The sequence below is a fragment of the Bdellovibrio sp. CKG001 genome, from assembly GCF_055397465.1.
Map to the genome: position 1 here is coordinate 171,652 of NZ_AP029173.1, position 19,426 is coordinate 191,077.

The 19,426-nt window shown below is 49.4% G+C and carries 15 protein-coding genes; 12 read left to right on the forward strand and 3 right to left on the reverse strand.

Going from position 1 to position 19,426, the window contains the following annotated elements:
* The first annotated feature begins 3 nt into the window (after positions 1-3).
* Positions 4-1,638 carry a glycerol-3-phosphate dehydrogenase/oxidase gene (locus ACZ50P_RS00890; RefSeq protein ID WP_464132796.1) on the forward strand — a complete coding sequence of 545 codons (1,635 nt, stop codon included), beginning with the start codon at positions 4-6 and terminating at the stop codon, positions 1,636-1,638.
* Between the two features lie 4 nt (positions 1,639-1,642).
* On the opposite strand, the gene ACZ50P_RS00895 is transcribed toward ACZ50P_RS00890, so the two are convergent.
* On the reverse strand, positions 1,643-6,502 hold the full coding sequence (locus ACZ50P_RS00895) for a hemagglutinin (RefSeq protein ID WP_464132799.1): 4,860 nt from the start codon (positions 6,500-6,502) through the stop codon (positions 1,643-1,645).
* Positions 6,503-6,691: 189 nt separating this feature from the next.
* Here ACZ50P_RS00895 and ACZ50P_RS00900 point away from each other — a divergent pair, with 189 nt between their 5' ends.
* From ACZ50P_RS00900 to ACZ50P_RS00940, 9 genes are all read left to right on the forward strand, one after another.
* Positions 6,692-7,732, forward strand: a complete 1,041-nt coding sequence (locus ACZ50P_RS00900) for a hypothetical protein (protein ID WP_464132801.1) — start codon at positions 6,692-6,694, stop codon at positions 7,730-7,732.
* A gap of 100 nt (positions 7,733-7,832) precedes the next feature.
* A complete protein-coding gene (locus ACZ50P_RS00905; protein WP_464119508.1) occupies positions 7,833-8,876 on the forward strand; it encodes a rod shape-determining protein in 1,044 nt (347 codons plus the stop codon).
* Between the two features lie 98 nt (positions 8,877-8,974).
* The gene (locus tag ACZ50P_RS00910; RefSeq protein ID WP_464119510.1) at positions 8,975-9,454 is read left to right on the forward strand and encodes a hypothetical protein; all 480 of its coding nucleotides are present in this window, start codon (positions 8,975-8,977) and stop codon (positions 9,452-9,454) included.
* Entirely contained in the window at positions 9,435-10,388 is a 954-nt protein-coding gene (locus tag ACZ50P_RS00915) for a hypothetical protein (RefSeq protein ID WP_464119511.1), read from the forward strand. The genes ACZ50P_RS00910 and ACZ50P_RS00915 overlap by 20 nt, the downstream gene beginning before the upstream one ends.
* Positions 10,385-12,352 carry a HAMP domain-containing sensor histidine kinase gene (locus tag ACZ50P_RS00920; protein WP_464132802.1) on the forward strand — a complete coding sequence of 656 codons (1,968 nt, stop codon included), beginning with the start codon at positions 10,385-10,387 and terminating at the stop codon, positions 12,350-12,352. The genes ACZ50P_RS00915 and ACZ50P_RS00920 overlap by 4 nt, the downstream gene beginning before the upstream one ends.
* 32 nt (positions 12,353-12,384) lie before the next feature.
* On the forward strand, positions 12,385-12,597 hold the full coding sequence (locus tag ACZ50P_RS00925) for a hypothetical protein (RefSeq protein ID WP_464119515.1): 213 nt from the start codon (positions 12,385-12,387) through the stop codon (positions 12,595-12,597).
* Between the two features lie 68 nt (positions 12,598-12,665).
* Complete coding sequence (locus tag ACZ50P_RS00930; RefSeq protein ID WP_464132805.1) at positions 12,666-13,403, forward strand: fimbria/pilus periplasmic chaperone; 738 nt, start codon at positions 12,666-12,668, stop codon at positions 13,401-13,403.
* The gene (locus ACZ50P_RS00935) at positions 13,400-15,820 is read left to right on the forward strand and encodes a fimbria/pilus outer membrane usher protein (protein WP_464132807.1); all 2,421 of its coding nucleotides are present in this window, start codon (positions 13,400-13,402) and stop codon (positions 15,818-15,820) included. The genes ACZ50P_RS00930 and ACZ50P_RS00935 overlap by 4 nt, the downstream gene beginning before the upstream one ends.
* The gene (locus ACZ50P_RS00940) at positions 15,820-16,737 is read left to right on the forward strand and encodes a hypothetical protein (protein WP_464132809.1); all 918 of its coding nucleotides are present in this window, start codon (positions 15,820-15,822) and stop codon (positions 16,735-16,737) included. Before ACZ50P_RS00935 ends, ACZ50P_RS00940 begins: the two co-directional genes overlap by 1 nt.
* Before the next feature lie 53 nt (positions 16,738-16,790).
* Here the strand turns inward: ACZ50P_RS00940 and ACZ50P_RS00945 are convergent, their stop codons facing one another.
* Positions 16,791-17,315, reverse strand: coding sequence for a hypothetical protein (locus ACZ50P_RS00945; protein ID WP_464132811.1), 525 nt, complete (start codon positions 17,313-17,315; stop codon positions 16,791-16,793).
* Positions 17,316-17,651: 336 nt separating this feature from the next.
* Between ACZ50P_RS00945 and ACZ50P_RS00950 the strand changes: the two genes are divergently transcribed.
* Positions 17,652-18,248, forward strand: coding sequence for a hypothetical protein (locus ACZ50P_RS00950; protein WP_464132812.1), 597 nt, complete (start codon positions 17,652-17,654; stop codon positions 18,246-18,248).
* Here ACZ50P_RS00950 and ACZ50P_RS00955 read toward each other — a convergent pair.
* On the reverse strand, positions 18,242-18,655 hold the full coding sequence (locus ACZ50P_RS00955) for a JAB domain-containing protein (protein WP_464132813.1): 414 nt from the start codon (positions 18,653-18,655) through the stop codon (positions 18,242-18,244). The two genes, ACZ50P_RS00950 and ACZ50P_RS00955, sit on opposite strands and share 7 nt — an antisense overlap.
* A 158-nt stretch (positions 18,656-18,813) precedes the next feature.
* Here ACZ50P_RS00955 and lpoB point away from each other — a divergent pair, with 158 nt between their 5' ends.
* Entirely contained in the window at positions 18,814-19,413 is a 600-nt protein-coding gene (gene lpoB / locus ACZ50P_RS00960) for a penicillin-binding protein activator LpoB (RefSeq protein WP_464119529.1), read from the forward strand.
* The last annotated feature ends 13 nt before the right edge of the window (positions 19,414-19,426 follow it).

Here is a 19,426-nt window from a genome sequence, read left to right on the forward strand (position 1 = left end):
AACATGAAAAATTTCTCCTTCGCAAATCGAATTCAGAACATCAATAAAATGAAATCTCAGGAATTTGATCTGATTATTATCGGGGGAGGAATCAATGGCGCGGGTGTGGCGCGTGATGCTTCCGCCCGTGGCATGAAGGTGGCTTTGATCGAAGCCCGGGATTTTGCATCGGGCACGTCATCCAAATCCAGCAAATTAATTCACGGTGGTATTCGCTACCTGGAAAACATGGAATTTAAACTTGTCTTTGAGGCATTGAACGAACGCACACGTTTGTTTGATATGGCGCCTCACCTGGTGCATCCACTGCGCTTCATGATTCCTCTTTATGAGGAAAGCCGGGTCGGAATGTTCAAGATGGGGTTGGGCATGTGGCTTTATGATGCTCTTTCCTTGTTTCAGGCTCCGGAAATTCACGAGCGACTGAATGCCGAAGAATCCATGGATCGTATGCCGGCACTGCGCCATCAGCAGCTGCTGGGCTCTTATATTTATTCCGACGCTTATATGGATGATGATCGCTTGGTTCATGAAACCTTGCGCTCGGCAAATGAAAATGGGGCGCTCTGTGCGAACTATGTGAAAGCCACGGGCGTGCAGTTCGGATCTGACGGAAAGATTGAGTCAGTTCTGTGTGAAGATCAGCATTCGCAAGAAAAGTTTGCAATCAAAGGCCGACATATCATCAGCAGCGTTGGCCCATGGACTGACAGTCTGGGTGAAAAGATATTTAAAGACTGGAAAAACATCCTGCGCCCGACCAAGGGTATTCACCTGACGCTGCCAAAGCACCGTCTGCCTTTAAGCAGTGCTGTGGTGATGGCGGCGGAAAAAAGTGACCGTATTGTGTTCGGCATTCCCCGTCACGAAATGATTATCATTGGAACCACGGACACTGATTTTAAGGATGCGCCGGAAAATGTTTCAGCCACACCGGAAGATGTAAAATATCTTCTGTCAGTCACCGACTACTACTTCCCGGGTGCCAACCTGACAGCTCACGACATCATCGCCAGTTATGCCGGGGTACGCCCTCTGGTGAATGATGGCTCCTCCAGCGAAGGCAAGACCAGCCGCGAACATACAATCATTCATGATGATCGTGGTGTGACTTTTGTAGCGGGTGGGAAGTACACGACGTATCGTTTGATGTGTGAACAAACCGTTGATGCAGCTTTGCAGTCGTTTTCTTTCGAAGAGCGAGTGGCCTGGAGCAAATCTGATACAACCAAGCCGCTGAACGCCTATACCAGTGTGGACGCCTTCCTTCAGGCCAAGGTTCAGGCCGATGTGTGGTCTCAAGAGACCGGTCGCCCTTATGAAGAAATGAGACTTCTGGCAGAACGCTATGGTATGGAGGGTGAGGAGATTCTTAACAAGTACTCCTCTGACATGACTTACTGGCAGTTGGAAGCGGCCCAGGCAATTGATTCCACGATGTGTCTTCATATGCGTGATTTTTACGCCCGCCGTGTGCCGTTGTTCCTTGCGGATCGCAATCATGGAGTCAAATATCTTGAAGAGATCGGGCAGGTCTTCCAGGACAAACTGGGTTGGAGTGACAGCCGCTTGAAAGATGAAAAGCACATGCTGACTGAATACATGGCGCATGAATTGGAATGGAAGAAGCACGTCTAAAGCTTTAAGGCAGGAAGTATTCTGAAATGGCCGGAAGCCCGTTTTGCATGGCCATAAAGACCAGCCGTTTGGGTTTGGGGCCGGAGGCCGGTTTGATCAGAATACGACGCCCTTGGCACGCGATCGAGCTTGCTGGGAAAGGCAGTTCTGTCGTCGTGTAATGAACGCCTTCTGTCAGCGGCCAGACGGCGGTGTTGGAAAGATCTGCGAAGTTGTGAACAGCCACCTTATAGAGTTTTTTGTCTTTGGCGCCGCAATAGTAAAGTGCTCCGGCACTGTCATACACAAAGCTGGCCGGTTGCTGTGGTAAAGTCAGAAGTGTCTTAACATTCCCTGAATAAAGAACATGAAGATTTGCCGTCACTATGGCGGCGTTGGTGTTGGGCTTGTACAGCCAGCCACCCAATGGATCAAAGTAAGTGGGCGTTCCCGTGTTGTGCGTTCCGCGAGGCCCCAGAGAACAGTTCGTGGCCGCACCATCGGGACAGTCATCCAGATCAGAATCCACACCAATGCGTCCCCCCACATAGGATGTTGTTGCCGGAGTCACAAGGCGCAGGGTTGAGTTATTGTGAGCGCTGCCATTCCAGTACATGAAGTTCACAAGGAAGTTTCCTGCTTTATAAGCCATGACTGATGGAGCATATCCAGTCATCAGCAGATCACCATAAGCGACGTCAGATTGGGTGTAAGCGGGAGTTCCTCCTTCACCGTTCATAAGCTGTTCCCAAAGACCTGTGGAGCGATTCAGACGACACAATCTGTGATAAGCCGTGTAGGTGCTGGGCGGAGTGACAAGGACATCGTTCTGCGCACAGTTCATGTAGATATCGCCGTTGGCGGGATTGGTGGCAAAGGCATTTGGTTCGGCCCAGTTCCCCAGTTTAATGCCTTGAGCGTTGGCGGCGACACCAAAGTTGACGCTGGTGTTGGTGCCGTTACCGGCAAGCAGACGAACCTCTGGAGAGGCGCCCGGGGAAACTTCACGCAATTTATTCTGTTGGTGGTCCAAAAGGACGACACTGTCGCCGACGCCATGATCGATGTAGAACAAGGAGGCCATACGCATGTCAAATCCGGATCCGCCGTCGCCGGCATCTTTTCTTTGGCCGAACAGGGTGTAGACCTTTCCCGCGACCACCGTTTTAATGATGCCGCGGGTGGAGAAGAAGATCCTTCCATATCGATCGACAAACACGTCATCCAAGGCTACGGGGCAGGATGTGGCATCAGTGCCATCCACACATTCTCCGGAAGCCCCGGTGCCAAGAACGCGCACCCAACTGCCGTCGTCCTGCAGCTGGTTCACGCTGTTATCGGTGTAACGATTGGCGCGATAAACCCGGCCATCCATGGAATGCACATCATAGTACACCAGTGAGGAATTGGTAAACGGGTGGGAAGGGAAAACTCCTGTGCCAACAAATGTTGTGGTATCAAGTTCTGTCGAGGGCCCGTAGGAATTGCCCGGAACTGAATAGACGGCCTGCACGTAAGCTTTGATCAGTGCACTGGTGGTCGGGTCGTAGCGCAGACTGAAGAATGAATAAGAATTTGAACTCAGATCCCACGAAGGCTGTCCAGTGACTCCGGTTCCAGAGAAACGAATTGTTTCTACGCGTGGGACAGCAAGGGAGCCTTTATAAAGACGAATGCGCCCGCCATTGTTGGGAGCAGCACCAGGTTTGTCAGAGACGAAATACAAGTCGCCATTGGGCATAGGAATGAAGGGTGCCCGTTTGCGAATCGACCAGGTCTCATCTGTGGAGGAAGTTTGTATCAGATTAATTTTTAAGTCCCGTGGATCCGCCACTGTGTCTGAAGTGTCAGTTCCCAGATTTCCTGCGGGGTCGGCTCCGATCAGGGTTTCGATGGTCATCGGTGTGACGTTGGTGTCAATTCGTCGGATCATGTAACGGTCGTACACCAGAATGCGGTTTTGATAGTCCAAGGCGGTGCGCAGGATGGCTTTGGCCCGGGCTTGCTCTACAGGAATGCCGTCGCCGTAAGAGTCCTCGCCGTCTTTTGCCAGGCGCAAAAGAACTTTGGAATTGTTGGTCTTCGGATCAATATAGAGGATCCCGAAAGAAGAGTCGTTAAAGAAGATCTTTCCGTCAGTTGCCACCAGAAGTGTGCCCGGGGCCGTATCATTGCCGACACTGGTGTTGAAGACCGTACTTTTGGCGTTGCCGTTGTGGCCGGGGTCTTGGTTCCCCGCAAGCAGATTGTAGGCACCACTGTTCAGCGGAGGACTTGTGACCTGCGAGGTCTGACCGTTGTTATCTGTGACTCGGATCTGCAGCTTGAAGAAAGTGTCGTTCGGGATGATTGAATTCCACAGATAGCAGCCAGTGCGCGGAGCAGAGTAAGAACAACCGGAGGAGTTGCTGGAATTGTTTGACAGTGAATCAGTGATTAAAGTGAAGGGCTGACCATCTTCAGCGTAAAACAGCTCCACTTTTGTGATGGTGCCGTTGTCACTGGCTTGCCAGCTGATATAAACCGGGGCGCCGTTGGCGAAGTTCATATCAAAGGTGTTGGGTGGGTTTGCTGGCGATGTTGAGTTCACTGTCAGGAACTTGGTCACCTCTGGTGGTGGATCGTTAATATAGTTCACGATGTTATAGTCTTTTTTCAGAACGGCGGAGTTGGTGCTGATGTTGCCCCCGACATCCATCACCCAGGCATAGATACTATAAGTTCCAAAGTTGATTCCCAGAAAGAAATCAAAATCCACAAGATTTAAATCTGGAAGTTCTTCCAAGCCGGGCTTGGGGGCTTTGACGCTGATCCAGCAGCTGTCCGAGGCCGCGGGTGCGCTGTTGACTGTTTTAAGGCAGAACTTGGTGATGGCTGTCTCAGCATCAGCAGCTTTCAGGCTGACGGTCACATAAGATCGAACGGTGTCATCCGGGTCAAGTTGGCCATTGATTTTCATCTCACCAGCGGTCACGACAGGTTTGATGGTGTCAAGAATGACGTCAAAGGCGTTGCTGGTTCCTGTTCCGGTCAGCCCATGGGAGTCGGTCAGGCGCGCGCGCACAAGGACTCCAGTGTTGTAAGCGTTGGGTGTCCAGTTTACGGTGAAGGACTTGTTGTTCATGGGGCCTGCAAGACCCAAAGTTCTGCTGGTCGCTACATTCCAGCTGGTGCCACCATCGGTGGAATAATCAAGATAAAGAGTCGCAGCGGCAGAGATCGTGGCCTCCGTAACATAGACGACAAATGGATAGTTGACGTTGATAGCCAGCGTGGGCACCGGATCGAATGTCAGGATCGGGGCCTTGCTGTCATAGGTGATGGTGACAACAGTTGCGGTTGAAATATTTCCGGCCTCATCACGTGCATAGAAGCGGACGTTGCGCAGACCTTGTTGATCTCCGTTGGCACTGAGATCGAACTGGTAATTTTGCGCCGCCGTTGAGCAGGCGATCCATCCGGCATCGCCCAACGCCGGAGGCGAGTTCACCTCTTTGAGTAAAATGAAAGTCGCATCGCTGCAGTCGTTGGCTGTGAACTGGGCGATGGGATTGTTGGTCACTGAGGCCGTGTTAAGGGTTATGGACGGAGCTGAAATAGCATTGTCGCGAATCAGATTCCAAGCAGGATGATTTGTTGTGTTTCCGGCGGCATCTGTGGAGGAAAGAAGCAAAGTCTTATTCCCATCGGTCCCGGAAAGTGTCAGATTCAACGAGAAAGTTCCCGTAACTGAACAGGTTGTGCTGGTCGGGGAGGGGGTGAATCCTCCTGAGGCGGAAACTGTTGTGCCGGCCTCACAGGAGCCAGAAACCGTGACCGCAGACTTGTGTTTGCTGTTGTCAGCAGGTGACAACACGGCAAGGGCTGGCGCCGTGGTATCGAGCGTGATGATGGCTGATTCAATGAGGCCCGCCTCCGGTTGCCAGTTTCCAGCCTGGTCACCGGCGATCAGGCAAAGTCGATACTGACCATCTCCGCTAAATGTCATCGTGGCATCAGTTCCTGCTGGCACCGGTGTTGTGTTCATCAGTGCGGCCCACTGCCCTGTACAGTCAGTATCTTTCACGACGATATAGCGATATTCGGTGGCACCGTCGGAAGGCAGTGTGACAGCAATTGAGCGGTCGGAGTTGTTATTGGAAAGACTGGGGCCCAGGGGTCCCAGGGCGATCGGGAACAGCGGTGCTTGGGTGTCCTTGTTAAAGAAGGAACTTAAAGAAGTTCCTTTGTTGCCCGCAGCATCGGTTTGTTCCACTGTTAATTGAGTCGCACCATCGCTAAGCACGGCGGTGGTCAGTATTCCGGCGAATGTGCCATTGTTGCAAGGCCAGGTGGCCAGGACTGTTCCAGCTGCCGAAATACTGACGGGTCCGTCATTGCTTTCACACGTCCCGTCCACGGGCAGTTGTGTGACCAAAGAGTTGCCGACTTCTGTGGGGAGTGGTGTGGAAAAACCGACTGAGGGGGCAAGGATGTCTTTAACGACAGCCGTTTCATTAGAGGACTTGACCCCGGCTTGAGAGGTCACTTCCAGTTTTACCTTGTATTCTGTGTCCGGCCATCCTTGAGTGTCGATGGTGAGTTCAAAACTTCCTTTACTGCAAAGGGCAGAAAACTTTTTGACTTCAGAATCCGAAAGCGTCGTTGTGATCGGTGCGATGATGACGTCAATGCGTTGACCTTCGTAAAAGCATTCTCCCTTCAGGGGATACTGATTCAGTGGTGCCTGGGAGTTGATGGTCAGAGAGTCTAACTTGTTACCCTGCGGATCGGTTAAGAACGGTGGCGTCAGGGCAGTGAAGTCCCATAGATGCCCATTGATAGTGCATCCCGTGGAAAAAGCCACGAAAAACAGGAGAATAACTCCAAGACCCATTACGTTCATACTAGCCTTATCGGATGTAAGGGTTCTTATGTTTAGGCGAGGATCCTTCACGCTCACGTCCTGGTGTCTCAAAATGTCACCGATGACAAAACTTTAACAGCTCTGTTGTCTCATTATGGAATCTGTATGGACCAGAGGCTGGCAGGCTCTTTGATACATCAGAGGTGGTTTCCTGTTTTGGAGGTGCCTATGCGTTCTCAATTGCACATAGTTCTATCGGTTCTTTCCCTGTCAGTGGCGGCTTGCTCCAATGGTGGAGGCGGCGGCGGCGGTGGTGGTGCAACTCCTCCTGTTGTGGTGAATCCGACAAGTCCAACTCCACAGGTGCCGGGTGCGACATCAGAGTTCACCTATGAATACCATCAGAATGGCTGTACGACTGGGAAACAGCGCCTGACTTCGAAGGCGGCCTACTGTGATGCTTTGCTGAATGATGCCCTTAACAATAACTGCGCGCGCGAGATGCGTGTGGAAACTTTCAATCGTATGTGTGCCAACGGGACCACGGTGTCTCCGACAGGCGGCTTGCAGGGTATGAGCACGGCGCGCTGTGAAGTGAACGGCATGGATCTGCGCGACCGCTCTATTATTCAGAACATGAACCCGTTCAATCCACAACGTCGCCAAATTTATCGTGACATGTTCTGGAATGCGAAGTCTGAAAATTCATACGAGATTTTGGGGAGCCTGATTGATACCTACGGTCGGGCCCGTTTTGTCATGACTCCGGCCCAAGCCCAGACAGCAGCTCAGGGTGAAATTGATCTGTCCCAGCAGAAGGGGGAATACCGCTTCTCTGTGCGATCGGCTTTGGGGTATCCGATTCAGTTGAAAGTCACCAATGAAGAAACCGAAAAGGAAGTGTCAGCGACATGTATTTCCCACAGCTCCTTTAAACGTGCGAAAGCGGATTTAAGCCGCATTAGATGCAGCTTTGCCAACAACGAGGTGGGTCGTCGCAGCACCGAGCGTGCGGAAGAAATTGTTTGGGACGTGAAAAACACCGTGGAAAAGGAAGTTTTCCGTGGGCGTGCTTCAGAAAGAATTCTTCTTCGTTTGAAACCGGCGCAAGGCGGGCAGGAAGAGCGCATTCAGGTGGTGGCTCAAGATCTTGATGTCGATAAAACTATGCAGGCCGAAACGTCTTTGACGGGTGGCTTGGAGGTTCGTTTCCGTGCAAAGCTTGCGGGTCGTGAGATGACTCTGAGTTGTGCGCCTGCGTCAAAATAACTCAAAAAAGGCCTAAATATCTGCATTGACTCCGGTTTTTATAGAACCTAGACTTGAGATGTTTTAGGCCCGATGAATATTTCCTGAAGTGAGATTCAGCATGAGTTTTTTTGACAAAGTTCAAGACTATTTTTCAAATGATATCGCCATTGACCTCGGCACTGCTAACACCCTTGTTTATGTAAAAGGCCGCGGAATTATCCTAGATGAGCCTTCTGTTGTTGCAGTTCAAAAGAACTATCGTGGAATGCAGAATCGCGTTCTGGCGGTGGGTAAAGAAGCCAAAGACATGTTGGGACGTACACCGGGCAGCATCGTGGCCATCCGCCCAATCAAAGACGGCGTTATTGCGGATTTTGAAGTCACTCAATCCATGTTGAGATACTTCATCGGCAAATCTTTGGGAGAGAAAAAATCCTTCATCCGTCCACGCATCATCATCTGCGTACCTTACGGAATCACTCAAGTTGAAAAACGCGCGGTGAAAGAGGCCGCTCAGTCAGCAGGGGCTCGTGAGGTGTATTTGATTGAGGAACCAATGGCGGCGGCTATCGGTGCGGGCCTTCCGATCACTGAACCTTCCGGCAATATGGTTGTCGATATGGGCGGTGGTACCACAGGTGTTGCAGTTATTTCTTTGGGCGGTATTGTTTACTGCAAATCCATCAAAGTGGCCGGTGATAAGTTTGATGAAGCGATCGTGAATTACGTTCGTCGTCAGTTCAATCTTTTGATCGGTGAAAGAACAGCTGAAAACATCAAAATCCAAATCGGTAACGCATATCCCTTCGAAGAAGAAAAATCCATGGAGATCAAAGGCCGTGACCTGGTTGCGGGCGCTCCGAAGACCATCGAAATCACTTCTTCCCAGGTTAACGATGCCTTGATGGATCCTTTGTCTGAAGTTGTCGATGCAGTTCGCACGGCTTTGGAAAAGACTCCGCCTGAATTGGCTTCCGATATCGTGGATAACGGCATTGTTCTGACCGGCGGGGGCGCCTTGCTGGCAAACCTGGACGTACTTTTGAGAGAGAGAACTGGACTTCCGGTTTCTATCGCAGAAGATCCATTGAGTTGTGTGGTTATGGGCTCTGGCAAGGTGCTTGACCAACTCGACCTTCTAAGACAGCTGACTGTCGACTAATTGCATTTCATCGATCAGGCCGAAGTGCCATCCTGGCATTCCGGTCTGACTGGACTTTTTCAACAGCCTGTTAGATTGTTTCCGAATTACCTGATAGTATGACTGCGATGACAGAGGCCGACGTACAATCTATCGCTCTATTCTTTTACTTTGCTTTGCTGGATGATCAAAAGGCGGTAGAGGCTTCATCGCAAGCTCTGGTCCTTTGTCGGGGCCGCAAAAATAGAAATCCTGAATTAAAAAACTCTGTTGCGATCGTGGCGGCCACCAAATCGGTATGGGACAAGTACAAGGTGCGGGTTTCGCGCGGGCGTCCCAATACCACAGTTGAATCCGGCTGGCTGATCCCTGAATCCGTTGATCTGGGCCCATGGCGCGAATTTCAAAAGACCGCCTCTGAGGACGAGCTTTTGACTGTGATCTGGTCTAAGATTTTAAAGATTCATGATGACGATATTTCCGCTGGTTTGGGAATTACCGAAGGCACCATTCGCTATCGATTGGGCCGGGCGCTACGCAAGCTGGGAAGTATGACCCAAGGTGTGAGTAAAATAAAGCATGGCTCAGCAGGAAAATAAGATTCCTCTTTCAAAAAAGAACAAAAGAGAAATGTCCCCGTTCATCGGGCATGAACTCTTGTATGATTTCCTGACTGACAGTCTGGATCCCGAGCGTCGTGCAGCAGTGGCGGACCACGTGAAGTTTTCACGGGATGCCCAGCTGGATCTGAACAAAATTGAAAATGGTCAGAAATACGCTGAACTCCTGGCAGACACGCGGGTCTCAGAGCCCATTATCGAACAAATCAACGCTCCGTCGAGTTATCTGACGGTTCTGATGCAAAAGTCCAACTTCGATAAATGGCCCCAGGGCCTGAAGTGGGGATTGGAAGCTTTGGTGGTGGTTGGTGTGATTGTCACCTTGCTGTCGGTAACGCCTTGGCAGAAGGTGATGCAGCTTGGAAGCATGATGGGCTCCAAGGAAGTGATACTGGCCGAAGTTTCGAAGACAGAAACAAAGACGGTGGTGGAAGAAAAACCCGAGTTTGTGGATGAGGGTGTGAAAGAGGCTCCATCTCCGGCGGTGGTGGCGAAGTCGCCGGAAAAAGTTCCGACTGCGGCGGAACTGAAAGCATCGCCGTCAGCCACACCGGCCCCGACGGCCGTGGCTAAAGCTCCGGAAAAAGCGACGGATGTTCCTGCTGCCAGTGGCGGTGGAGGCTATCTTTATCGGGGTGAAATTTCAGCCACAAACATTGAAACCATCGGTCCCAAGTTTTCAGATAAAATTATTGAACTGGGTGGTCGTAAAGCCGGCTCCGTGGAACTGGGTTGGAAGAAAACACCAACCTCCATGTATTATCACTTCACAATCCCAGAGGCGAAATATCAGGACCTGATGAATTTCATGTCGGCTTATGGCAAACCGAAGTTCTCGAAGGAAAAACATCCGCGCGTGATGCCTGATGGAATCATTCGACTGATCTTCACATTGGATGAATCGAAAAAGTGAAAACACTCAGAAAGAAACCCAAACGATCATTGCGCACGATCTTGATTGTCTGGTTTGTTCTGTTTTCCGTTGTGCCCTTGGCTTTTGTCACGGGCTACTCAATGATCAAGTACGAAAAAGCCATCGACCACGAGCTGTCGCAGCGTCTTAGCGGCAACGCTCGGGAAATCGATTTGATGCTCAACGATCTGCGCTCAAGCCTGGGGCAAAAGCGGGATCGTTATGTTCGTGATCCCAGTCTGATCTATCATATGTCCGAAGGGGACAGCGGGACTATTCGCAATATCTCATCTCAATGGATCAAATCAGACAGTCTTTCCAGTTTGACGTTCTTCAATCGGGAAGGGCGCATGCTGGCTTCTGTGTTTAAAGATGAAAAAGACAACGTGCGAAGCTTTGTGCCGGTTCAGGATGCAGTCTTTCTGTCCGCGAAATACATGGCGCAGCTCAAAGATCAAAAAGAGATCGCACTGGCTGAATTCGGAGACAAACAAAAGGTCAATCTGATCCTGATTTCCAAGGTAACAGGCGCCGGGGGGCGTCTGGTGGGTTACATGGAACAGATCGTGGATCTGAACAGGGCGTTTGTCGCTAAAATAAAAAGTCGTCTGAAACTGGAGCTGATCTTTTTCTCTGACAACGGTCAGGTGGTGGTGGCTAGCCATCCCGATTTCTATCTTTATAAAAAAGACTTCTTCAGACCCTATTTCCGGCCCGGAGTAGAGCCCTTCTTCGATCTGAATGTGCGCAGCAATCCTTACGGCTTCCTGATCTATCCCATTGATTGGGGCATCACAAAGTTCTATGTGGCGTTGGGGGCTTCCAAGATTGAAGCCAAAGCCGTCTTGAAGAACGTGAACTATGCCTTTATCAGTGTCGTTGGCGCCGTTATCATTCTTTTGATTTTGACAATTCTGGTGACTTCCAGCTGGGTGCTAAAGCCCTTGTATGATCTGGTAGAGGCCTTGCAGTCTTTTGAATCCCAAGAGCAGGCAGTGACCATTCCGGTAAAAAATGACACCGAAATCGGTCTTCTGACAGAGTCGTTCAATGAAATGAGTAAGAAAATCTGGGTTGCGCGTTCTGATTTGCGCAAAAAAATCACTGAACTTGAGGCTGCCAACAAAGAGCTCAAGGACACACAAACCAAGTTGGTTCACTCTGCCAAAATGGTCAGCTTGGGTCAGTTGGTTGCAGGGGTTGCCCACGAGCTGAATAACCCCATTGGATTTATTTACAGCAATATGACTCACCTGAAAGAGTATTCAGAAAAGCTGATCGAGCTAGCGGAAGTGGCTGAAAAAGATCCACCGAAGCTTCCTGCTTTGAAAGAAGAATACGAGTTTGACTATATCGTGAAGGATCTGCCGAAGCTGGTGGCGTCCTGTCAGGATGGGGCTCGTCGTACGCGCGATATCGTCCTGGGTTTGCGCAACTTCTCTCGTCTGGAAGAGGCCAAGCTTCAAGAGATCGATGTACATCAAAGCCTGGATACAACTTTGAATCTGTTGCAGGGCGAAATCAAAAACCGCATCGAGATTCACAGGCAATATGAGCCGACGCCTTTGGTTCACTGTTATGCCAGTCAGATCAATCAGGTGTTTATGAACATACTTTCAAATGCCGTGCAGGCTATTGAGGGGAATGGCCACATCTGGATTTCCACCACGGCCTTGAAGGACTTTAAGGGCTCCAAGGACAAGCGAGGTTGGGTGCAAGTCTCAATTCAAGACAGCGGCAAAGGGATGTCGGCCGATGTTCTGGAAAAAATATTTGATCCGTTCTTCACCACCAAGGGTGTGGGGCAGGGAACCGGTCTGGGTTTGAGTATTTCCTATGGGATTGTACAGAACCACGGTGGGGAAATTCAGGCTCGCTCCGAGGTGGGTGTGGGAACTGAATTTATATTGGTCATTCCGGTTTATCCTCCGATTCAGGAAAAAAATCCTCAACCATTGTCCTAAAGCTTTGGTCCAGCAACGCCGACAAGAAATGCATGAGACTTCTTGTCGCAACTGCAATTCTGACTTTGTTCTGTTCACTGGCCATGGCCGGAGATGGAAAAATTCACCTTAGCGGAAAAGTTCCGGAGAAGGTCGACATCAAGGCAGAAAATGGAAAGTTGCACATATCCAAAAACTCTCCTCACCTGAAAGTCGTAGTGGATAAACGCGCGCCCGCTTCCGTCGTGCGTGTTGAAGCGCCTTAAGGCCAGTTGTTAAAATTTGATTGATGAGTTCTTCATCGCTCTTAAAACACCTCTTATTATTAAGAGGTATGACAAAAATCATTCTTCAGTCGATTGCTATCTTACTTTTCCTTCCGTCATTTTCAGCATGGGCCTTTCGTTTTTCGCCGATGGTGGTGGAGTTTACTCCGTCGGGCCCGCGCTCCACACAAGTGCTTGTCATAGAAAATCCCGGTGACGAAAAGCTGCCGGTGCAGATTGAAGCCTTTGCGCGATCCACCAACAAAAAAGGCGAAGAAGTCCGAACAAAAACGGAAGACTTTGCCATTTATCCAGAGCAGGTGGTTCTTCTTCCGAAAGAAAAAAGAAATGTTCGCGTGTCATGGGCAGGACAGATCACGGATGGAAAGGAAAAGGCCTATCGCTTGGTGGCCTCCCAGTTGCCAGTGGATTTTCGTGAAAAGAACTCTGCTCCGAAGAAGACATCAGTCAATCTGAAGTTTTTATTGCAGTATGTAGCCTCTGCTTACGTGACTCCTGAGGGCGCGCAGGCCCAGGTGGTCGTCAAACAAGTAAAGAAGTCAGGACCCAAGAAGGTGACCGTGACTTTTGCCAATGAAGGTAATGCTCATCGGGTACTGCTTTTTAAAGGTCTTAAGATCAAGGCTGCAGAGACAGTTCTGCTGGATCTAACCAGCAAAAAGGAAATTGAATCCATCAATCTTTTGCCGGGGGATGTGGCTTCTGTTGAGCTGGATACTGTAAAAGAAGTCCCTGCAAATCAGGAATTGAAAGCTGAACTGACGTTGAAGGAATCTGATAATTGAAGAAGTTCTGGTACGTTCTTATTTTTCTGATCCTGGGCCCGCTCGCTAACTTGGCACAAGCTCGCCCCAATCTTGAGAAGCCTTTTTTGATGGCTCCTTTGGTGCTGGATGGAAGATCACTTGCGGAGGCTTGGCTTTTCCCCCGTGAGGATGCGGACCAGTTTTCGGTCGAAGCAGCACCACTGCTTATGGCCATCCAGCCTGTCCTGAAAGATGAATTATTTTTGAAATTGCAGCAAAGTGTGCGTCCGCAGGGCGTTTTGACATTAAAGGATCTCGAGGCTGCGGGCTTTTCAGTGTCATTTGATCCTCCAAGTCTGGAATTGCGTTTGGATCTTCCTTCGAAGCATCGCAAGCCACAGACGGTGGATCTGAATTTCATTGAGTTTGAAAATAAAAAGTATCTGCGACCGTCCGAACACAGTGGATATCTGAATCTGAGGACTCAGCAATCCTGGCAATATGGAAGTGAGATCGAAAACAAGCGACGTGGAATGACCGGTAATGTGGAATTGGTGGAAAATGTCAGGGGCGTTGTCCTGGAGTCCAGCGCGGATTTCCAAGAAGACGGAACGGACAAATGGCGTCGTCAGGACACGCGAATTCGTCATGACGACGAAGCGAATATGGTCCGTTATACTCTGGGAGACCTCACTCTTCGCTCGGTGGGATTTCAGATTTCACCATCATTGGCCGGTGTGGCGGCAAGCCGAGAGTTTTCCATTCAGCCGTACAAAACTCTGACTCCTTTAAGCAGCACAGAGATTATTATCAAGCGATCCTCAATCGTTGAAATTTACGTGAATGGACTGTTGTTCAGTCAATTGCGTCTAAGCCCCGGAGTCTTTAATATTCGCGACTTTCCTTTGGCAAGCGGCCAAAGCAGTGTGCGGATCAAGGTCAAAGACGACCTTGGGCAAGAGGAAGTTTATGACTTCTCGCTACTTTATGAAAACAGTCTTCTGGCTAAGGACATTCAAGAGTTTTCTTATGCGGCAGGCATGCCGTGGCAGGTGTCAGGTGGTGATCGGGCCTATGATAATTCAGCGGTCTTTGTCAGTCTGTTTCATCGGCGAGGTATCACCGATCAGTTGACGGTCGGCATGAACTATCAAAGCTATTTTTCGCAACTGTTGCTGGGTGGAGAGGTTTCTGGAGTGAGTCCTTGGGGATATCTGTCAATGCAGATGGCGCAAGGTTCAGAGTCTTCGCAGAAGACGGGATTTGCGCAACGCCTGACCTATCGGTCCCTGGATAAGATTATGGGGCATCAGATGCCCGTGTTATTTATGCTAGAAGCTGAAAATCAAGATCGCGATTTCAGCCCCGTCGTCGCAGGGATCTCGTCCCTGGATACGCAGAAGTACCTCAGACGCTATGACACGCAACTGAACTATCGCTTTGACTCGTCGTGGTTGTTGGGAGTCGGAGCCGGAGCTTTGCAGTTTGCCAACCAGGAAGATCAGCGGATTTATCGTGGAAATTTGACAATCCCTGTACGCCGACAGATGCGTCTTGAAATCGCCTATAACAAGACGATGCAAAACAAAGAAGAAGACCGGTTACTGCTATCTTTCTTCTGGAATGAATCCCAGGGCCTGCATAGTGCCAGCGCTTATCATGATTCGCTTGAGAAGACGACCAATCTGGCGGTTCATCGTCATAATCGCTACCAGTACGATGACTATCGTTGGAATGCCTCTTTGCAAAATAGTGACAATAAGAATTCACGCAGCCTCTCTGCCGAATATCTGACTCAACCAGCCAGTATAAGATTGGATCACATCAACTTTGATCAAGATGGTCAGCAGTCGAATGTTTCATCCGTGGGCTTAAATACCGGGATAGCCTGGGTGGGGAATCGAGCGGCCTTTACTCAGCCTATCAGTGACAGCTTTGTGTTGATTCATTCAGATCAGCTGGATCAGGATCAATCGCTGATAATCAATCCGACGGGAGATCGTGGTCAGGCTCAGTTAGGTCCGCGAAAGACCGTGGTGCTGCGCGATCAATCAGCCTATTACCGAAACACTCTTAATGTGGATTCGACATCGCTGCCTGTGGGGTATTTGATGGATCAGGAGTTCTATGGAACTCAGTTAACTTATCGAAGTGGCTTGCTGCTGGATGTGAAGATTACTAAGAAGGTCATGGTGAAGGGACAGGTTCTTCTTCCGTCAGGCGAACCCCTGTCCTATGCGGCGGGAGACGTATTTGATTCCCGGGGAACGTTGGTGGATAACTCGTTCTTCACCAACAAAGAAGGCCGCTTCCTTATTGAGGGGCTTGAGCCTGGCACCTACAAGGTTGTGACGGATCGGGCCGGATTGGAAGGCTTTATGTTCGAAGTGCCTAAGCAGGCGGAAAAAATGCTGATAGTTGAAACCGTTAAGCTGAAACCTCAGGAGACGCGATAATGAAAAAGTGGATTCTTTTCCTGGCGTTACCCTTGTTCTTCGCAGAGTTGGTCGAGGCCTGCTCTGATATGGGATTTTATCTGACCCAGCCAGCGCCTTACTTTCAGACCGGTGGCAGCATGAAGGAAACCTTCGGAGTGGTCGTCAATGGCGACACCACCAAAGGGGCCTGCAACTATTTTTTGACGTTTGATTATGGTTCTTCAACTTCTTATACGACACGTTCCTTGAAATTCGCTTCTAACACGTGGCCTTATCAGGTTTCAAAGGATGCCTCTGGCATGCAGATTCTGAAGAAGTTTCCCGAAGGGGTTTCTTGCGGTGATTTTATCTGTGATAAACTTCAGGGGAATAATTCGTATAATACGCAAACGCATTCATACACAATTTCCATCGATACAAGCAATGACTGGAGAGCGGCGGGCACCTATGTCGATACGTTGACGGTCAGGTTATATCAAGGGCCCGTGAATAATGCCACCCTGGTGGCGTCACACTCACAAACGTTAACTTTTGGGTCTCATCGCAAGGCCGATATTTCCGTGGTTTCCTCTGGCGGCTCTTTTGATATCAACAAAACCACACACACAATGAACTTTGCTAATGGACTTGTCACCGGGGCGAAGGGAACGGCGGATATTATTTTGAAGTACAATGCTGGATTTTCTTTGTATGCCTGGACAGACAATGGCGGAAAGTTGAAGAAGGTCGGGGGCACAGATACGATTGATTATACTTTCAAGATCAACGGAAATGTCATCGCCATTCCTTGGTGGACACTGATTGCCTCGGGTTCAGGGGCTTCACCCGCGAGCGGACTGGTCAATCCGGTTGAGATCATTATCGGGAATACCACCGGCAAGTCCCAGGGTTCTTATCAGGATACGATCAATCTGACTATTCAATCCAATCAATAAAAAAGCCGGCCTCAAAAGACCGGCTTTTGCCTACTCAGCCTATTCAGAACTTCTTAAAGAGCTTCAATGGTTACAGTGACTGTGTCTGAGTAAACACCAGACTGTAAAGCCGCGATTTCAGCCGCAGTGGAGGTTGCCTTAACATTGACAGAAACGGCACTGCTTGTTTTCGCAGTCAGCGCACCGGAAGAGGCTGTGCAGGAGCTGGTAAGAGCGCAGTTGGAAATGCCGATTTTTGCCGAGTTATAGTCCAAGGAGTACTTTACTTTACTGGTGCCCGGACCTTGCAATTCACCAGCGTTCACCGATGACAATGTGATTTTGTAACCCGCTGTCGAGTTGGAAATTTCGTGCATGATGTTTGCGAACGACAACTGAGTCGCTGCACCGTTAACGATGTCGTCAACGTTCAGGGTCTGATCCACATTTTCAAGGGGATCGGTTCCCGTGGCTGTCAAAGACAGATAAGTTGTTTCAGCAACAGTTCCGGTAATCAGGAGCTGACCGGAGCTTGCGGCAAACGCATTTGTGGATACAACAAGAGCACTCACAGCAGCTAGAGTTTTGAACATTTTCATACAAGAGTTCCTTTCACTAAGTGGAGGGGGGAGGTTGTCATCATTGACAGTTTCTTTACTTCACGTTTTGTGCCCGACATGGATTCACTGTAATTTGATTAATAAGACCTAAATGCTGTCTAAAACTTTGACGTTTGTGCCGTAAATTCCGATCACCTCTTCGGGTTAGACCTAGTGTTGAGCTGGTCCTGAACATTATTATAGAAATCAGACTCATATTTTTACCAAGTCTTGATCATTAGAAGCCGGAAGATACCGGAACGGTTAGCGACGGAGCGTTTCAAAGTGAGAGATGGAGCTCTTTAGATTTGTTTAGGGAACTCCGATAAGGTTTTTATGGATTCGCAAAAGACTGAAAAAGAAAACTCCATGTGGTTGGCTTTGTTGCTCTTTGTTGGGGCAGCCGCGATGGTTTTTGTCTATTTGGGTACATCTGATGCGCCCCAAAAAGTTGCCGGGACACCAGCCGCAGTAAAATCTGAAAAATTCGAGAAGTCAGTCAACAGACATTTGATGCTGACCAATGAAAAGATGGAAATGGCCCGTCAGCGCATGCAGGTGGAAAATGCACAACTGATGAATAGTGACTTCAGTCAAACCAAAGCACAGGCTGCTTACGAAAACGACCGTCGTTTGGATCTTTCCATGGATACTCGTGCGCAAGAGCTGGCAGAAGAGCTGGGGCGCGGAGCTCGTCATGAAGAGGCCCTTTCACCTCACGACATCGTTCAGAAAGAACTGTTCAATGCGGAGCAAGCGCAAGAGTACTCGCAGGCTTATAAGGAAGAATACGCACGACAGTTCGTTGAAAATGCCCGTCGTGGTGGTTATAAAATCATTCTGAGTGAGGACTTGTCCCGCGTTCTGTCGGTGACGCCGATTCGCAACCCGAGCAACAATCAGTATCAAAGCACTTTGGAAGCGATTCAGTAAAGAACCTGAGAGCTCCTTGTTCGCTTCCATTTCTTAAAGTATCCATGATCAGCCATGCTGAAGTAGCTGCTTGTGCAGAGGACCAGATGATCATTCAGGGGAATTTCAAATAACAAAGACAGTTGGTGAATTTTTCGTGTGAGGACCAAATCCTGTTCGGACGGCAGCGCGCTGTTGCTGGGATGATTGTGGGCCAGGATAAAAGAGCTGGCATTAGAGGCAATCAGAATCCGAAAAATGTCCCGGGGATGAATAAGGCAATAGTCAGCGGTTCCTCGAAACACCATCTCTTTTCGGATCAAATTCATTTGTGAGTCCAAAGCCAGAAGCCAAAGTTCCTCGGCATAAGGATTGATGTGGGGGCGAAGGGATTCATAGGCTTGGAGACTTGTGGCGACTTCTTTCATGAAGGTCTGTATTGCAATATATAAGGGAAGCAGGGCGTAAGTAGGAGCAAGCTGATGGTCGGATTTTGGACAGCCGTCCTGAAACGGGGGGGCATGACTTGCGTCTGAAAGTCCCCGAGCATAGACTTTGGAAGTGTCCAAAGGGACAGGAAGGTAATATGAAAAAGAATCTGACTTTCGCAGCTGTGGCTCTTTCTTTCTTGGCGATGACCAGTTGTGGTCCGAAAGCCTTTGTTAAAGGCCAGTACGATGACGTAAACCGTGAAAATCTGCTGAATGACCAATGGTCCGAAACAGATATGCAAAAAGCCGTTCAAGATCTGGTTGCCAGCTTGATGAGTTCTCCAGCCATCAATAGCGCTAAGAAAATGCCGGTGGTTATGGTGACAAACTTGCAGAACAAAACCAGCGAACACATCGATACTCAAAGCATCATGGATATGGTTCGTGTTGAGCTGATGAAATCCGGCAAGGTGGGCTTTATCGACAAAGAAGCGCGTCAGGATATCGCCGATGAATACAACTATCAGAATTCCGGCATGGTGGAAGAAACCAGCAAAAAAGGTCCAGGTGGCCAAGTGGGTGCTGACTTCATCATCAACGGACGTTTGGATTCCATCGTTCAAGAAGTAGGCAAAGACAAGTCTGTCTACTACAAACTGACTTTGAATCTGACGAACCTGAAAAGCAGCATGATCACCTGGTCTGACCAGAAGCAGATTCGTAAAACCTTCAAAAAGAAATCCATTGGTCTATAATTGATGAAGCGGA

Bases quoted from the DNA above. Each gene is read 5' to 3' on its own strand.
- ACZ50P_RS00890 (WP_464132796.1), top strand. From the start codon at position 4: ATGAAAAATTTCTCCTTCGCAAATCGAATTCAGAACATCAATAAAATG.
- ACZ50P_RS00895 (WP_464132799.1), bottom strand. From the start codon at position 6,502: ATGAACGTAATGGGTCTTGGAGTTATTCTCCTGTTTTTCGTGGCTTTT.
- ACZ50P_RS00900 (WP_464132801.1), top strand. From the start codon at position 6,692: ATGCGTTCTCAATTGCACATAGTTCTATCGGTTCTTTCCCTGTCAGTG.
- ACZ50P_RS00905 (WP_464119508.1), top strand. From the start codon at position 7,833: ATGAGTTTTTTTGACAAAGTTCAAGACTATTTTTCAAATGATATCGCC.
- ACZ50P_RS00910 (WP_464119510.1), top strand. From the start codon at position 8,975: ATGACTGCGATGACAGAGGCCGACGTACAATCTATCGCTCTATTCTTT.
- ACZ50P_RS00915 (WP_464119511.1), top strand. From the start codon at position 9,435: ATGGCTCAGCAGGAAAATAAGATTCCTCTTTCAAAAAAGAACAAAAGA.
- ACZ50P_RS00925 (WP_464119515.1), top strand. From the start codon at position 12,385: ATGAGACTTCTTGTCGCAACTGCAATTCTGACTTTGTTCTGTTCACTG.
- ACZ50P_RS00930 (WP_464132805.1), top strand. From the start codon at position 12,666: ATGACAAAAATCATTCTTCAGTCGATTGCTATCTTACTTTTCCTTCCG.
- ACZ50P_RS00940 (WP_464132809.1), top strand. From the start codon at position 15,820: ATGAAAAAGTGGATTCTTTTCCTGGCGTTACCCTTGTTCTTCGCAGAG.
- ACZ50P_RS00945 (WP_464132811.1), bottom strand. From the start codon at position 17,315: ATGAAAATGTTCAAAACTCTAGCTGCTGTGAGTGCTCTTGTTGTATCC.
- ACZ50P_RS00950 (WP_464132812.1), top strand. From the start codon at position 17,652: ATGGATTCGCAAAAGACTGAAAAAGAAAACTCCATGTGGTTGGCTTTG.
- ACZ50P_RS00955 (WP_464132813.1), bottom strand. From the start codon at position 18,655: ATGAAAGAAGTCGCCACAAGTCTCCAAGCCTATGAATCCCTTCGCCCC.
- lpoB (WP_464119529.1), top strand. From the start codon at position 18,814: ATGAAAAAGAATCTGACTTTCGCAGCTGTGGCTCTTTCTTTCTTGGCG.